14 protein-coding genes and 1 pseudogene are annotated in these 15,331 nt (G+C 49.8%); 10 read left to right on the forward strand and 5 right to left on the reverse strand.

Annotated elements, in window-relative coordinates:
• Positions 1-196: 196 nt before the first annotated feature.
• On the reverse strand, positions 197-697 hold the full coding sequence (locus tag BZG80_RS14520; protein WP_077460926.1) for a lactoylglutathione lyase family protein: 501 nt from the start codon (positions 695-697) through the stop codon (positions 197-199).
• 101 nt (positions 698-798) lie between these two features.
• Between BZG80_RS14520 and BZG80_RS14525 the strand changes: the two genes are divergently transcribed.
• Both BZG80_RS14525 and BZG80_RS14530 read left to right on the forward strand, forming a co-directional pair.
• Positions 799-1,710, forward strand: a complete 912-nt coding sequence (locus BZG80_RS14525; RefSeq protein ID WP_077679671.1) for a LysR family transcriptional regulator — start codon at positions 799-801, stop codon at positions 1,708-1,710.
• A 128-nt stretch (positions 1,711-1,838) separates the two neighbouring features.
• Entirely contained in the window at positions 1,839-2,471 is a 633-nt protein-coding gene (locus BZG80_RS14530; protein ID WP_077460928.1) for a substrate-binding periplasmic protein, read from the forward strand.
• Here the strand turns inward: BZG80_RS14530 and clcA are convergent, their stop codons facing one another.
• Both clcA and BZG80_RS14540 read right to left on the reverse strand, forming a co-directional pair.
• The gene (gene clcA, locus BZG80_RS14535) at positions 2,472-3,863 is read right to left on the reverse strand and encodes a H(+)/Cl(-) exchange transporter ClcA (protein ID WP_077677700.1); all 1,392 of its coding nucleotides are present in this window, start codon (positions 3,861-3,863) and stop codon (positions 2,472-2,474) included.
• A 361-nt stretch (positions 3,864-4,224) separates the two neighbouring features.
• The gene (locus tag BZG80_RS14540; protein ID WP_077679672.1) at positions 4,225-5,526 is read right to left on the reverse strand and encodes an alpha/beta fold hydrolase; all 1,302 of its coding nucleotides are present in this window, start codon (positions 5,524-5,526) and stop codon (positions 4,225-4,227) included.
• 205 nt (positions 5,527-5,731) lie between these two features.
• Between BZG80_RS14540 and BZG80_RS14545 the strand changes: the two genes are divergently transcribed.
• The 4 genes from BZG80_RS14545 to BZG80_RS14560 all read left to right on the forward strand — a co-directional run bounded on the left by BZG80_RS14545 (position 5,732) and on the right by BZG80_RS14560 (position 10,275).
• A complete protein-coding gene (locus BZG80_RS14545; RefSeq protein WP_077577346.1) occupies positions 5,732-6,193 on the forward strand; it encodes a MarR family winged helix-turn-helix transcriptional regulator in 462 nt (153 codons plus the stop codon).
• Positions 6,194-6,301: 108 nt separating this feature from the next.
• Positions 6,302-7,360, forward strand: coding sequence for an HlyD family secretion protein (locus BZG80_RS14550; protein ID WP_077679673.1), 1,059 nt, complete (start codon positions 6,302-6,304; stop codon positions 7,358-7,360).
• A gap of 11 nt (positions 7,361-7,371) precedes the next feature.
• A complete protein-coding gene (locus BZG80_RS14555; protein ID WP_021024444.1) occupies positions 7,372-8,409 on the forward strand; it encodes a DUF2955 domain-containing protein in 1,038 nt (345 codons plus the stop codon).
• Positions 8,410-8,670: 261 nt separating this feature from the next.
• Complete coding sequence (locus tag BZG80_RS14560; protein WP_077460932.1) at positions 8,671-10,275, forward strand: methyl-accepting chemotaxis protein; 1,605 nt, start codon at positions 8,671-8,673, stop codon at positions 10,273-10,275.
• 54 nt (positions 10,276-10,329) lie between these two features.
• Here BZG80_RS14560 and BZG80_RS14565 read toward each other — a convergent pair whose 3' ends face one another.
• Positions 10,330-11,247 (reverse strand): LysR family transcriptional regulator, encoded by a 918-nt coding sequence (locus BZG80_RS14565; RefSeq protein ID WP_077679674.1) that lies wholly within the window; start codon positions 11,245-11,247, stop codon positions 10,330-10,332.
• A gap of 138 nt (positions 11,248-11,385) precedes the next feature.
• Between BZG80_RS14565 and BZG80_RS14570 the strand changes: the two genes are divergently transcribed.
• The 4 genes from BZG80_RS14570 to BZG80_RS14585 all read left to right on the forward strand — a co-directional run bounded on the left by BZG80_RS14570 (position 11,386) and on the right by BZG80_RS14585 (position 14,932).
• The gene (locus BZG80_RS14570) at positions 11,386-12,534 is read left to right on the forward strand and encodes an S-(hydroxymethyl)glutathione dehydrogenase/class III alcohol dehydrogenase (protein ID WP_077679675.1); all 1,149 of its coding nucleotides are present in this window, start codon (positions 11,386-11,388) and stop codon (positions 12,532-12,534) included.
• A 38-nt stretch (positions 12,535-12,572) separates the two neighbouring features.
• Entirely contained in the window at positions 12,573-13,409 is an 837-nt protein-coding gene (gene fghA / locus BZG80_RS14575; RefSeq protein ID WP_077679676.1) for an S-formylglutathione hydrolase, read from the forward strand.
• A 507-nt stretch (positions 13,410-13,916) separates the two neighbouring features.
• A complete protein-coding gene (locus tag BZG80_RS14580) occupies positions 13,917-14,435 on the forward strand; it encodes a hypothetical protein (RefSeq protein ID WP_077679677.1) in 519 nt (172 codons plus the stop codon).
• A 77-nt stretch (positions 14,436-14,512) separates the two neighbouring features.
• Complete coding sequence (locus tag BZG80_RS14585) at positions 14,513-14,932, forward strand: hypothetical protein (protein WP_077679678.1); 420 nt, start codon at positions 14,513-14,515, stop codon at positions 14,930-14,932.
• Positions 14,933-14,953: 21 nt separating this feature from the next.
• Here BZG80_RS14585 and BZG80_RS14590 read toward each other — a convergent pair.
• Positions 14,954-15,079: pseudogene (locus BZG80_RS14590) on the reverse strand (IS110 family transposase); the annotation flags it as partial.
• Positions 15,080-15,331 lie beyond the last annotated feature (252 nt).

Here is a 15,331-nt window from a genome sequence, read left to right on the forward strand (position 1 = left end):
GAAATAAAAAGTCAGAGTGACTAATATCACACTGTTTGCCTGGTCGATATTAATTCATTGAGTGATCTTTATCACGTTTGTTTTTTTGTTACGAATAGTGACGGTTTGGTCGGTGTCGTATTGAAGCAGTAAACAGGCTCAATCACGTTGAGCCTGTTTATTGAAAGTACCAAAGCTGTTATCGCAGGTGGAAGAGTTAATATGCTCCTGCGCTGTAGATCAGCTCGTAGCTGTGGCTGTAGATCTCCAAGATATTGCCGAATGGGTCTTCCATATAGATCATGCGATAGGGCTTCTCTCCAGGATAGTAATAGCGTGGTTTCTCCATCCGTTTCTTACCGCCAGCTTCAACAATACGCTCGGCTAATGCTTCAACATTTGGATCTTGCACGCAGAAGTGAAATACGCCCGTTTTCCAATACTCGAAATTGTTGTCAGGGTTTTGCTGATCCTTAAACTCAAATAGCTCTACACCAACGCGGTCACCTGTCGATAAATGGGCAATGCGAAAACGTTCCCAACCTTGGCCAAACACATCGGTGCACATTTCGCCGATTGCACTGTCGTCTTCAACAATCTCAGTAGGCACCATGATGAGATACCAACCAAGCACCTGCGTGTAAAACTCAACGGCTTTTTCTAAGTCAGGGACGGAAATACCAATGTGTGAAAATGTACGTGGGTAAGGGGTCTGCATCGTTTGTTCCTCTTTGCTTACGTCTTCATTGTTTGCAAGCATGAGGCACCTAAACCATAATGTTAAATTATGGTTTGCAATGATTGTGATGACATTTTGTTATGGTTAACCCTGTTTGGCTGAAAACCTTTTGCACCCTGGTAGATGTTGGCACTTTTACTAAGGCCGCTGATAAATGCTATATGACGCAGTCTGGCGTAAGCCAGCACGTGCGAAAGCTTGAGGAGTCATTATCTTCAACGTTGGTCATTCGAGGAAAGAAAGGCGTGGTGCTGACCGAGGCAGGACAACAACTCTATCGTCAAGGGAAGGACGTGCTACAAACGTTGGATAATCTTGCTGTAACCATCAGTCGCGATCCCGGCTATGAAGGCGAGGTACGCATTATGTCGCCGGGAAGTGTCGGGCTCCGCTTGTATACGCGTTTGCTCGATCTTCAGGTGACATATCCTGCCCTTACGATTAACTATCGCTTTGCGCCAAATGGCGATGTTAACAAGGCTATCTTAAATAACACCATTGATATTGGCCTAACAACGGCTTGTCCAGTTGACCCGAATATTCAGTCTGAACCCATTGGCGAAGAGCCGTTATTGCTGGTGACACCGCGCCATATTAAAGACCCTACATGGGAAACACTCTGCCAACTTGGATTCATTGATCACCCAGATGCTAGGCATCACGCAGAGTTATTACTTGGGGCGAACTTCGAGCAATATCAAACGGCGCAGTTACGCCCCGTTAAGCAATCTGGTTTTTCTAACCAAATAAGTCTTATCTTACTACCCGTTGCACGCGGACTTGGCTTTACCGTCTTGCCCGCCAATGCTGTCGCGGCTTTTGCTCAACAAGCGGCCATTAAAGCTCATTACTTACCGACACCGGTCAGTGAAACCTTATATCTCTCCTCTCTTGCCGGACGCGAGCTGCCTCAGCGCGCGATCAATATTGCAAACGTCACTAAAGAGCATGTCGGTGATTCAATCAATAGGCATGATAAAAGCAAAGAGTGACAGCGTCACGTGTTATACATTGACGGTGCTTCCTCTGTCTTCTAATGTCTAAGAGTCCAAAGGCAACCTGAGATGGCAATGTGACGAGATGGTGGATACTTGTAGCCTGCTGGCTACCGTTGAATGTCATGGCAAATACACTAACGATTGCTTACCGCGATGAGACCGATTCTGTTTCTTTGGTGACTAAAGCGATCGTGGAGCAGGCATTCACTGCTATCGACACGAGTATTGAACTCACATGGATAGAGATGCCACTTGCTCGGGCCGAAAATGCACTGAAAAAAGGCATTATTGATGCTGACTTTGGCCGAACACGGCTAGCCTATCAAGATATCCCCAAAGCGTTATATCCGCGAGAACCATTGTTGTCGGTAGACTATTATCTCTTTGGATACACACATGTGTTAGAGCCGGAAGATTACCAATATGTTGTAGGAGTCATCGGTGATCAAGCTGTCGAAGAAATTGCGAAACGCTACCAGTGGCAGCTTATAACAACCAGAACACAACGCGCTGCGCTAAATATGGTCAATAGTCACCGTGTTAAAGCAATGATAGGTTATGGAAGAATCAAAAGTATAATCGAAAAAGACCAGCTTACTTATGTTCGTATGGGAGATAAACCGGTTGCGTCTTTCTCGGTTTTTCTGGTCTTTCATCAACGCCATCAGCGATTAGTTGCACAGCTAAATACCGCATTGAAGGACATGAGAGATAGCGGCACGACCGCCGCTATCCTTGCCAAATATGGATTGTGATTATGGCTGTTGCTCAACCCGCAGCTTTTGCTCGCGCACTTTGCGACGTAATAGCTCGGTATAAATCGGTTGGCCGCCAAGTAATTGTGCAACAAGGGTGGCGCCGAGGGTGGTAATAATCAGCGGCAAAATCAGATAGTAGTTATTGGTCATCTCAATCACCAACAAAATTCCCGTGATAGGCGCGCGTACGGTCGCGGCGAACAAAGCGCCCATGCCCGCAATCGCGAACATGCCCGGTTCAATGCCCATATCCGGATACATATTGGCAACCACTAAGCCATAAACCGTCCCTAGCAAGGTGCCTAGCGCCAGCATGGGGGCGAAAATGCCGCCTGGTGCGCCGGAGCTAAAGCAAATCACTGTCAGCAGCGTACGCGCCATAAAGATAAACAGCAGCGCACTGATGGAATAGTTTAAGCTGACAAAATCTGGCACTAAGTTAATGCCGCCATGGGTCAGCTCTGGGGCATAGATCAGCAATAAGCCAAAGAAACCGCCTAGCGTGGCCCCTACTAGCCAGATTCGTTTTTGACTTTTTTGATAAAAACGTTGGAAAAAGTCCTGACACCGCATAATCAAAAAATTAAACAGCACGCCAAACACGCCAAAACAACAACCTAGTGCGAGAAAGAACCATAAAGAGGCAAGTGGTGGTGTCTCGTACTGGGGTAGAACAATCACTGCCTCTTGGCCATTGATATAGCGAAAAACGATATCGGCCATGATGGCGGCAATGATCACTGCTTTTATCGAGATCAAGGTATAGCGAAACTGAGGTCGCATTTCCTCAACCACGAACATGATCGCCGCAAGGGGGGCATTAAACGCCGCGGCGAGACCGGCGGCAGCCCCGGATGCAAGCAGTGTTTGGTTACTGTTTCTGTCTTTGATGCGAAAAGTATCGGTGACCATGCGACCAATGTTGGCACCGATTTGCACACTAGGACCTTCTCGTCCGAGGATCATCCCTGAGCCTAGCGCACCTAAACCGCCGAAAAATTTCACTGGGATTACCCGCCACCACCGCGTAGGTCGAATGCCTTCCATCGCGCCTTCCACCTCAGGGATCCCTGAACCAGCGGCCTCGGGCGCAAATCGATGAACAAGCCAATAGCCCATTAAGGCCAGGCCGGCACTGATAATAAAAGCGAGTAATCCCAATGGAATCATTGAGCTAATGTTGCTGTCTAGCCAGTCAGTTCTTGACTGAGAGAGGGTATGAATCGCGAGTTCGAAAAGGGTGACAACAACGCCGCCTAAAAAGCCGATGACAACGGCGAGCAAAAGAATAGAAACGGGCGTTTTGTCGCGTGACCATAATTTATCAAAGAAAACGCTAGATTTATAAAAGATGGCTCTTTTCTTGCCTGTTTTACTTACAATTTTCATCTATGTGAACGCAAAGTTTGAAAAGAAAAATGACGATGTATGGGGGCACTCATTCTTGCGCCGACACCGTGCTGGGAACGTCCCGTTCCCCGAGAGAACGCATTTATACTACGCCAATTCACCTAACATGCAAGCGCTTGACCGGTGTCTAATTATTCGGCTAGCCAAGATAAAAATCCCTGGAGTAAGCGATACGGGGCGGCGATAACGATAAGGGCATATTTTCAGACGTTTCACTGGGGGAGTCCGTATTGAGCGATAGCGTACCACCTCCCAGTCCCTGAATAATTGATTTGAATTAGATCACAGTTTGTTAGGAACAAAATATCCGCTGCGACACTATTGGCCGCAGCGGTGCGAATCAACCGCGACCAGACGCTTGGGTTGCGGCAATATGATCGCCGATCTCAATCAAACGGCTCAAAATCCGCTCACCATCAACACCAATGCCATTGTGCTCGTACTCGTTAGTCATCCACGCTTGGCTGTTGGCAATCTGCGCCAAGGTTTGACGGGAATAATCGAACTCGACAAACATGTCATCGACGTAGGTGGCGCAGGCGAGCGGCACCGTATTGCGCTTGAGTACCTCGAGATCATAAAGCGCCGGCCAATCGCTCTTTTCTGCCAGCAACATCGCCGCGTCTTTGAGCGGTTTAAGGGTTGCCAGTTGATCAAACATCCACGGATACACCATTTCGCCGGTAAAACGGAACGGCTGATCGGGCTGATAGTGGAACTGCGGGAATTGATCGCGCACCCGATGGGCTGACCACTGCGACGCCTGCTGCTGGCAGTAAATCGATTCATGCAAAATCGCGTAAAACGGGTTGGTTAAATACCCTTGGTCAGCCTGCATCGCATTTAAGAACGGATAGCTTAAGGTACGCTCATCATTTACCTCTATAAAGGCTCGTTCTAGTAAGTAATACAGCGGCAGCCCGGCATGGCCGCGACCGAGATTCAGCCCCAGCGTTTGAAATTGCTCAACGGTAAACGGCTGACCGTTTGGTAGCGTCACCGTATTGTTTTGCAAATACTGGGCAATCTCGTGACAGCGGGCTTGTGCATCGGGGAATTGGGCGAAAAACTGCTGGTTCTTGTCTTCCACACGCTGATAGGTTTTTTGATACACCGCATCGGCGTGTCCCTCGAGCGGCGGGATCCCACCGGTGACAAACGCGCGAGACAAGGACTGCGGAAAGAACGACAAATAGGTGAGGGCACAGAACCCACCAAAGCTTTGCCCGAGGATCGCCCATTGCTTGATGCCTAACGCCTCACGTAAACACTCGGCGTCTTTCACGATGCTGTCGGCGCGAAAATGGCTCAAATACGCTGCTTGCTCGGCAGGCGTGAGATGGGCGAGAGTTTGGTGATTTACCGGCGAGCTTAAGCCCGTGCCGCGTTGGTCGAGCAACATCACGCGATAATCGTCTAATGCGCGTTTTAGCCAACCTGTGGCGCCGTTGGGGCGGGGAGACTCCATGCCTGGCCCACCTTGAAAATACACCAGCCACGGCAGATCTGCTTCGTGATGGCGTGTATCAACCACTTCACGAGCAAAAATAGTGATCGGCGTACTATTGGCGTCACTGTGATCCAGTGGGACCTCAACACGGTGACTGCGATAACGGATATAACGATCATAAAGATCTTGCATGGTAATGCCTTTATAAACAGAAAGATGACGATGATTAGGTTATCAGAGTTGTTCGGTCTCAGCGAGCAAGCACGAAGCCGAACTTCTTCGATTTTTATGTGATCTATATCACTTTTATATTTACTTAGCCTGCTAACTATTTTATATTGCTTGTTCTCTATTACTTAGCAGGCTAAGTAATCCGCACGATTGAGGGAGAGATCGCATGACCGCTTCACATCCAGAACATATGTCGATAGCTGAACATCTAGGACGGACCGCACGACTATGGCGACGCGTAGCCGATTCCGAGCTTGAACCACTTGGGCTCAGTTATCCGCGCTGGAGTGCGCTGTGGATGTTACGTCGATTGGGCGATGGCATTAGCCAAAGTGAGTTGGCGCAAGCGTTAGAGATTGAGCTGGGCTCGTTAATGCGCACGTTAAAGCACCTTGAGGAACAAGAGCTGATCACACGGCGCTGCTTACCCGAAGATAAACGCACCCGAACCGTCCATGTCACCGACAGTGGTTGTGAATTAATGTCGCGTATCGAAGCGCGGGTGTTGCGGGTACGCAAACATTTGTTGTCTGGTATCGCCGCTGAAGATTTTGAGGCTTTAGAGCGTGTATTGGTCACCATCAATCAAAACGCACTCGATTACGTAACGTCTTCTCAAGATGAATAAAAAGCAAGGCGATACCTTGTTCTTGTTAGGGCGACGCTGTTCAGCGCGATACTTTCCAGTGCAACACTAATCAATCATGATGTAGATAAGTAAAGGTAATAAGCACGAATGACACCGGATGAAAAATTTTCTCGCTGGGTAAAAATAGCGGCGCTCAGTTTTCTGATCCTTTTCGGTTATTTTTTAATCGCAGATAATACGATGCCACTCACGCCTCATGCGATGGTGACACGCACCGTCACCAAAGTGGCTCCACAAGTGAGTGGCCCAGTCAGCGCGCTTGCGGTCGACAACAACCAAGACGTTCACCAAGGTGATGTGCTGTTTCGGATTGAAAGCGCGCCTTACCGTATTGCCGTCGACCAAGCAAAGCTCGCACTTGCCCAGGCCAGACAAAGCAATGCTCAGCTCGATGCCTCCTTGATGGCCGCGCGCCAAGATGTCTCTGCGCTCGCGTCGGTATTGGCACAAAAAGCACGCGAAGCGAAACGATTAAAAGCTCTATTTGCTAAAAATGGTGTGTCGCAGCAGCAGCGTGACGATGCGATTAGCGCGACCGATACTGCACGCGCCAAATGGGAAGCTGCCAAAGCGCGTGTCAGTGCGCTTCAAATTCAACGGGGCGGTGATGGTGCCAGCAACATTGCCGAACAAGTGGCATTGAGCAAGTTAAAGAAAGCGCAATTGAATCAATCGTATACCATCGTAAAAGCCAGCCATGACGGCGTAGTGACCAACCTGCAATTAGACGTGGGCGCCTATGCCAGTGCCGGCCAGCCAATCATGGCATTGGTGTCAGAACGTGCACAATTGATTGCCGATTTTCGTGAGAAAAGTGTGCGCGACATTGAAGCAGGTTATACCGCGCTAGTGGCGTTTGACAGTGAGCCCGGCGCTTTATATGCCGGTCATGTTACCAGTGTTGATGCGGGGGTCAGTGCGGGTCAAATCGATGCCAATGGCCAGTTAGCCTCACCCACCAATTCCAACCGATGGGTACGCGATGCACAGCGTATGCGTCTGCACATTCAACTTGATGAATGGCCATCTCATGCCCTCCCCACGGGTGCTCGCGCCACGGTACAACTGGTGCCTGACCATGCGATAAGCTGTCTGCTCGCAAAAGCACAAGTGGGCTTTCTGAGTATGCTGCATTACATCTACTAAGGGCGAGTGCAATGAATTTATGGCATCACCCGTTAAGCGATAATGATGTACGCCAATGTGCGCGCATAGCCACCGGCGCGACTTTAGGATTCGCGATTTGTAAGTTTTTCGACTGCAGCTTTGGGGTGTTTTTTACCGTCACGCCAATGTTGCTGCTCGGCCTTGTCCCGGTGATCAATGGCCGTGCCGCGCGTCAGCTTTTGGCCTCGGCGGTGATCAGTGGGTTAGAAGTTGGACTGCTGGGCGGATTATTTGGCGCGCATCCAGGGTTAATGACGCCTTTGGTATTCTTGTTGTTCACCTACAAATTTGCCTGCATGTCAAAAGGGCGCTTTTTTCTTTTTGGTGCCAACAGCGTGTTAAGCCTTAGCATCATGCTTCATTTTGCTAGTTATCCCGATTTACCGATCAATACCTTAATCTTCGGTAACCTGGGCGCGAATGTGTTATCGGTCGCAGTGGCGTATCTCGTCACCTGGTTAATTCCTGATGTCACGCCGCGCCAGCCGCCTGCTGCACCCGCAGGGGGAAAACAATCCCATCGGATGCGGCATGAAGCACTCATGGGCGCGACGTTGGCGACGGTCTCGTTTTTTATCTTTCAGCTGTTTGATTTGCGCGATTCGATTTCAGCACAAGCCACCACCGTGTTGTTGCTGTTCCCGATGCATTGGAACGGCTCGCTCAGTTATGCGCGTAAACGGGCGATTGGCACTGTGTTGGGCGTGGTGTATGGGGTGGGCTGCCAAGTTATTTTATACGATTGGTTTAACGTGCTGATCTTGGTGATCCCGCTGCTTTGGATAGGCACCATGTTGTTTGCTAAAGCGCATTTAAAAGAGGCCGGTGGCTCAGGCGTGGGGTTTGGGGCCATGGCAACGCTCGGGATCTTATTCGGGCAATACTTAAGCCCCAACCAAGACTTTATGTACGATGCCTTATATCGAGTCAGCAGCAACTTAGTCGCCATTGTACTCACCTTGATGCTTTGCTTTATCGTGCATAAATTACTTAATTACTTCCCGGCAACGCGGTTTGGCGTCACTTAACTGCCGATTATGCTGGGCACGAACATGCTTCGCTTCAGTCAACTAATAATCATGATTTTTGCGGCTAACCTCTCAGCCCAATTTCACTTTTGCGAAGCATCACTTGTTTAACCCATGACCTACCGCTATGATTCTGTTTAACAATTATGTACAGAGAGGAAGTCAGCCGTCTCTCATACTGTTCGACACTGAATTTTTCGGCACATTACGCGCCGGTTGTGACGGCTTTAGTCCTTCCCCATCATTTAAAAAGGCAGCGTAGTGAAAAAACTCATTTTGATCGTGGTCTGTGCCATGTTTGCGGTTGCGGCCATTGCAAGCATCACGGCCACTACCTTTATCTCGCATGACGAGATAGACAGCATTATTCTTAAACGTTCGCAAGCACAGGCTGAGCTACTTGCCGACCGTGCGGAATACATCTTAGAAAACTCCTCCACGCCTACCGCTGATCTGCAAGACATGGTGTCCGATCTTAAAGGTCGAGACGACATCAGCTACGCAGTGATGATTGATAAAAACATCAAAGCGATTGCCCATAGCGATAGACAGAAAATTGATAAGGTGTACAGCGATAATTATACCGTCGCCGGTGCCGGCCAGGGTCAGCCCCAGCATTCGCGCTGGTACGCCGATGTGCAAGATGTATGGGTGTACGACATCATGATGCCGGTGTATGTCGATGGCCGTCTTTGGGGCGCGTTTGATGTCGGCATCCCGATCACCGAAGTCGATGCTGCCGCCAATGGTATCGCCATCGCCCAGCTTACCGCGATTGGCTTGATTTTTATCGGCTGTACCTTGGTACTGGTGTGGCTACTCGGCCGTTTATTCGCGCCGCTAAAAGGTTTAGAACATGCGCTGGCAGATATCTCGAAAGGCGATGGTGACCTTACCGTGCGCTTGCCCGTGACCGGCAATAACGAAATTACCCACATTTCAGAGGCGTTTAACACCTTTGTGGATAAAATCGACCAAATCATTGCTAACGTGGTCGAAACCGGTGAAGAGCTTGGCCGCTCGGCGGGATCATTGCGCGATAAAGCAGCGCAGTCATTAAAGCGCGGTGAGTCACAAAGCGAGCAAGCCTTGCTGGTGGTCACCTCAATGAACGAAATGATCGCCACCATTAATGAGATCTCGCAAAGTGCGTCTAGCGCGGCGGACTCGGCCTCATCGGCGAACAGCGAAACCGAAGCCGGCAAGCAAACCTTGACCGAGGCAACCGCGACGATTAACCAACTCGACACTGAGATGGATAACATGTCAACGGTGATCACCTCGTTGGCCGAGCGAACTCAGTCGATTGTCTCGATTCTGGATGTGATTCGCGGGATCTCTGAGCAAACGAACTTGCTTGCCTTGAACGCAGCGATTGAAGCGGCACGTGCTGGTGAGGCTGGACGTGGCTTTGCGGTGGTCGCGGATGAAGTGCGCAGCCTGGCGACTAAAACCTCACAATCGACCGAAGAAATTCAATCGACCATTGATCAGCTGCAGCAAGAAGCGAAAAATGCCGTTGATGCCATGGATACCAGCAAGGCATTGACCACCGAGGGTAACCGTGCCACTGAGCAAGCACTGACAGCACTAGAAAGCATTGCCACACAGGTAAGCACCATCTTAGATATGAATACCCATGTTGCGACCGCGACCGAAGAGCAATCGAGCGTGGCGAATGAAATCAACGTCAACATGGATAATGTTAACCAAGCGGCACAAGCCGGTTTGGAAGATAGCCATAGTTTAGAGGCCAGCAGTCAAGACTTAGCCGGTCTGGCACAAACGCTCGACCAGCATGTCGGCGCCTTTAAAATCTCGGCAATTAAACCGACAACAGGTACCTTGCGGGCGTCGCGTCATTAATTCATCTTTGAATGAGCGCGTACAACAATCGCCAGCCCCGTGCTGGCGATTTTTCTATCGTGCGGCCATTGATGCAGACGTGCTTGTACGCAGCTGGTGGTCGGGCAGGTGGTCGGCAAGAAACTCTAACCACGCGGCTACCTTGGGCTGTAACTGGCGTCCGCTGGGGTAAAGCGCCCAAATACCTTCATCGTCTACCCGATAATCCGTTAACACCTCAACCAGTTCGCCGTTTGCCAATGCTGCCTGCACATAATAATGGGGCAGCTGCGCCAAGCCTAGACCATGCTTAGCCGCATCGAGTAAGGCCACACCGGAGTTACAGCGTAACTTTCCCGATACGGTCAGTGTGCGAATTTTACCGCTGCTTTGATAATGCCAATGTTCATTGGAGCCCACCAAACAGGTATGGCGACTGAGTGCACTGGGTGAATCAGGAGAGCCATGAGCGGCTAAATAGCCAGGGCTGGCACAAATGGTTAATTGGCGCGATCCCAACCGTTTTGCCTTAAGGCTCGAGTCGGGTAAGTGACCAATACGAATTGCCACATCGGTGCCGGTATCGGTTAGATCTACGCGTCGGTTAGTCAGGTGTAAATCGATCGACACTTGCGGGTAAGCGGTTAAAAATGGCGCAAGCAAGGGGGCAATATATTGCTCACCAAAGTTAACCGGCGCAGTGACGCGGACCAGCCCAGAAGGAAGCGCTTGCGATTGAGTAATGGTTTGCTCAGCATCGACCAAGGCCGCGAGCAGTGGGCGGCAGCGTTGATAATAGAGCTCACCTTCGTCGGTGAGTGACACTTTGCGGGTGGTGCGATGAAACAGCTTCACCCCCAAATACGCCTCAAGCGTCGCCACCCGACGACTTACCGACACCACCGTGATGTCCAATTTATTAGCCGCTTGGGTAAAGCTGCCATGCTCGGCTACCGATAAAAATTCGTTTAATCCTTCCCAATGGGGTGCCATTACCGTCTACCCTGTCTATATTCACTGACACACATTATTACGAAAGTGAAATAATGATTTTCAATTTTGCCAGATTATAACTAAAACTAACTTAGTTAGCATAGTCAGGTCGTAATCGTGAACAAAAAGGATTCTCCAATGGCACTAACAATCAAGCCGGGACAAACGCATATCAAATCAAAAGCCGCGGTCGCATGGGGGCCAGGTGAACCCCTGAAAATGGAAGAGGTTGACGTTCAATTACCTAAACCAGGTGAAGTTCTTGTCAGAATCGTCGCTACCGGTGTATGTCATACCGATGCCTTTACCCTATCGGGTGACGATCCTGAAGGGGTATTTCCTTCTATTCTTGGCCACGAAGGCGGCGGCATTATTGAAATGGTCGGCGAGGGCGTGACCAGCGTCGAAGTGGGCGACCATGTGATCCCGCTTTACACTGCCGAATGTGGCGAGTGTAAATTCTGTCTATCGGGCAAAACCAACCTATGTGGCGCAGTGCGTGAAACCCAAGGCAAAGGCCTAATGCCTGATGGCACCTCGCGCTTTTCGATTAATGGCGAGACCATTTTCCACTACATGGGCTGCTCGACTTTCTCGGAATACACGGTATTGCCAGAGATCTCATTGGCGAAAGTGAGCAAAGCCGCGCCGCTGGAAGAAGTTTGCTTGCTTGGCTGTGGTGTCACCACCGGCATGGGCGCAGTGATGAACACCGCCAAAGTAGAAAAAGGCGATACCGTGGCGATTTTCGGTTTGGGCGGCATTGGCCTGTCAGCCATCATCGGCGCACGTATGGCCGGCGCAAGCCGCATCATCGGCATTGATATCAATGAAAGCAAATTCACCCTCGCCAAACAGCTGGGCGCCACCGATGTGATTAATCCTAACGATCACGATCAACCTATCCAGCAAGTGATTGTTGAGATGACCGACGGCGGCGTTGATTATTCGTTTGAATGTATCGGTAATGTCGATGTGATGCGCCAAGCCCTAGAATGCTGCCACAAAGGCTGGGGCGAGTCAGTGATCATTGGGGTTGCCGGCGCCGGCCAAGAGATTTCAACCCGCCCATTCCAGCTGGTGACAGGGCGCGTTTGGAAAGGCTCGGCGTTTGGTGGCGTAAAAGGCCGCTCCGAGCTGCCCGGTATTGTCGAGCGTTACCTCGATGGTGAGTTTGGCCTGCAAGAATTTATCAGCTACACCATGGGCCTTGATGAAGTGAACCGCGCCTTTGAACTGATGCACGAAGGCAAAAGCATTCGCAGCGTGATCCACATGGACCAATAACAGGACGGCCGCCGTGGCAACGCGGCGGCAGAATAACCATGCAACTAGAAAAAATAAGCGAAAACAAAGTCGCAGGCGGTTGGCACCAACGTTGGCAGCATGACTCTAGTGCCACCAACGGCAAAATGACGTTTGCGATCTTTCTGCCTGAGAAAACCAACACCCAACCGGTGCCCTTGCTCTACTGGCTCTCGGGCCTGACCTGCACCGACGAAAACTTTATGCAAAAGGCCGGCGCGTTTAAACAAGCCGCCACCTTGGGCATGGCGATTGTGGCGCCGGACACCAGCCCGCGCGGCGAGGGTGTGGCGGACGCTGATCAATACGATCTCGGCCAAGGGGCGGGGTTTTATGTTAATGCCACCCAAGCGCCGTGGCAGTCGCACTACCAGATGTACGACTACGTCGCCAACGAACTGCCCGAGCTGATTGAATCGCACTTTGCGGTCAACAACCAGCGCGCGATTGCCGGACACAGCATGGGCGGCCACGGCGCGTTAGTGATTGGTTTGCGTAACCCATCACGCTACAGCAGCATTTCCGCGTTCAGCCCCATTTGTCATCCCACCGAGTGCCCGTGGGGCAAACAGGCCTTTAGCGCTTATTTAGGCGCTGACGAACAAACATGGCAAGCCTACGATGCCACCGTGTTACTCGCCCAAGGCCCCACCGCCATGCCGATGCTGGTGGACCAAGGCGACAAAGACGGCTTTTTGGCCGATCAGCTTAACCCGCAAGCCCTGAAACAAGCGGCAGAGAAACACAACTCCCCGCTCACCTTGCGCATGCAATCGGGCTACGACCACAGCTACTTTTTCATCAATACCTTTATTGATGAACACCTCGCCTTCCACGCCACCCGCTTTGCGCGGTAGGTACAAACCACGTCGAGACCCCAAGCGGCCACCCAGGCCGCTTTTTTTTGCACCCATTTCACAAACTATGGCTTATCTAACACTTTGTACAATAGCGCACGAAAAGCAACACAGCGCTTGATACACTAACCCGCAAATTAGCCAATCAAATGGCGTGTTAGGTGCCGACAACTGATCGGCGGTAGCGTGGTGAGTGGATGGATGGTTACAGCTTATTGGCTAGATACAGGAAAAAGCATGCGCGTTTATCCTTGACAGATTCACACTATCTCGGAATGGGTGATAAAAAATAATCGATTATTCATGTGGTTACAGTTCAACGCTTGGGGATAATGTGAACGCCCGAGCGGAGATAGGAGGCACGCACACTATTATCGCTGAAAACTTGATGATAAAATTGTAAAATTTCATTTTTATCATGATGTTATGGGTAAGTCGCGGGGTATAACGGTTTTGGAAAACCGAGCGCGCGCAATAATACAATGTTAGCAGAAAAAGGATTCAGGCTTGTTGACTCAATTTGTTGATTTTCTGGGACGGCACGCAACTGAGGTCATCGCACTTTGTGCTCTAGGGCTGACGATATTCCAAGCCATAGTTGCGCGACGTCACAATGCTCTTTCTGTTCAGCCATACATCACCGAGTTTAATCATCGAGAAACTTCACCTGGACGTGGGCTGCTGGCTTTTCGGTTAATGAATCACGGTATAGGCCCTGCCTTCATAACGGGATTCAAAATTCTTTTGGACGGAAAACCAGTAAAGGATGCCGATGAAGCTTTGGCAGGAGTCTTGAAAGATAAAAAATACAATCACAGTATTACTCGCCTTGGTGAAGGTTACGCAATGCCCGCAGGCGAGACTAAAGACGTTCTGGTTTTGGAGGTTCCTCTCGGCCCTGATGAGTCACTCGATGAGATAGAAGAGCGACTCGACCGCTTTGATGTCGTTGTAGATTATCGGTCTGCATACAAAAAAACAGCAACATTGGATACCCGAAAACTAGGGGGCTCTGCTAACAAGTAGCGTCAGTCGGGCCGGTTTGTCACGCTATGCGCAACAAACCGGCCGCTGCGCATAGCGTTATATGCTTAGGAGATGGTATGAAGAGGATGCGGGAATATTTGGTTTCCAGAAAGCTCAAAAAATTAGCTGTTGTAGTTTCTAAGCCAGTGAATTTGTCAGAGGAACTGTCAGATTCTAAATCTTCGAAAGCAATAGCTTTAGAGGAGTATTTTTTGACGGCCATTGAACTAGATGACATCCATGATCTTACGCTCGAATTTGGGCTGAATTTAGATTCGTTTCAATTGATATATCAAGATTTATTGCTTCTTGGGTTAGGGCAATGGATTAATGGTTCATATGCAGCACTGGCAACATTGAGTAACAGTGAAACGTTAGATTTTTATTTAGTGGCAAGTCAGTCAAAAGTCGAGAAATCCAAAATTGCTGATATTTTGCTAGATTATTGGTCAGGGGACATAGGAAAAGGGTCTTTAGAACATTTAGTACGCACATAACAAACGAGTATGTCGTCAATCCTAAATTTTAGCGAGATTTTTATCCCACATCACGCCGTCTCTGAGCACCGAATTTAAGATCACTACCATCTTACGCACACAGGCAGTAATGGCGACTTTTTTCGGCTTTCCAGCGGCGACTAATCGGGATACGTCGCTTTGAACGTTTAACGTGTGAAAGAGATATATAGGAATGACTTTTCCGCGGTCCACCCACCGTGTGAAGAGAGAAGTGGTGCTTGGCGAGATCAACGCCACAAAAGAATTGAGTAGACATGGTTACCTCCGGTATTAAAGGCCGCACCTAAGTGTGGCAGATCTTCAAGAGGGGGAATCCATGTCATTCGTTAGTTTCATGGAGGTTGCGCATTGAATAGAAAAATTCACAGAATTAAGAAT

This window comes from Salinivibrio sp. MA440 (assembly GCF_001996265.1).
Lineage (GTDB): Bacteria > Pseudomonadota > Gammaproteobacteria > Enterobacterales > Vibrionaceae > Salinivibrio > Salinivibrio costicola.

What these genes read in the sequence shown, in the direction of transcription:
- BZG80_RS14530 (WP_077460928.1), top strand. Translation starts at nt 1,839, where the DNA reads ATGGCAAATACACTAACGATTGCTTACCGCGATGAGACCGATTCTGTT.
- BZG80_RS14540 (WP_077679672.1), bottom strand. Translation starts at nt 5,526, where the DNA reads ATGCAAGATCTTTATGATCGTTATATCCGTTATCGCAGTCACCGTGTT.
- clcA (WP_077677700.1), bottom strand. Translation starts at nt 3,863, where the DNA reads ATGAAAATTGTAAGTAAAACAGGCAAGAAAAGAGCCATCTTTTATAAA.
- BZG80_RS14585 (WP_077679678.1), top strand. Translation starts at nt 14,513, where the DNA reads ATGAAGAGGATGCGGGAATATTTGGTTTCCAGAAAGCTCAAAAAATTA.
- fghA (WP_077679676.1), top strand. Translation starts at nt 12,573, where the DNA reads ATGCAACTAGAAAAAATAAGCGAAAACAAAGTCGCAGGCGGTTGGCAC.
- BZG80_RS14555 (WP_021024444.1), top strand. Translation starts at nt 7,372, where the DNA reads ATGAATTTATGGCATCACCCGTTAAGCGATAATGATGTACGCCAATGT.
- BZG80_RS14550 (WP_077679673.1), top strand. Translation starts at nt 6,302, where the DNA reads ATGACACCGGATGAAAAATTTTCTCGCTGGGTAAAAATAGCGGCGCTC.
- BZG80_RS14570 (WP_077679675.1), top strand. Translation starts at nt 11,386, where the DNA reads ATGGCACTAACAATCAAGCCGGGACAAACGCATATCAAATCAAAAGCC.
- BZG80_RS14525 (WP_077679671.1), top strand. Translation starts at nt 799, where the DNA reads ATGGTTAACCCTGTTTGGCTGAAAACCTTTTGCACCCTGGTAGATGTT.
- BZG80_RS14545 (WP_077577346.1), top strand. Translation starts at nt 5,732, where the DNA reads ATGACCGCTTCACATCCAGAACATATGTCGATAGCTGAACATCTAGGA.
- BZG80_RS14520 (WP_077460926.1), bottom strand. Translation starts at nt 697, where the DNA reads ATGCAGACCCCTTACCCACGTACATTTTCACACATTGGTATTTCCGTC.
- BZG80_RS14565 (WP_077679674.1), bottom strand. Translation starts at nt 11,247, where the DNA reads ATGGCACCCCATTGGGAAGGATTAAACGAATTTTTATCGGTAGCCGAG.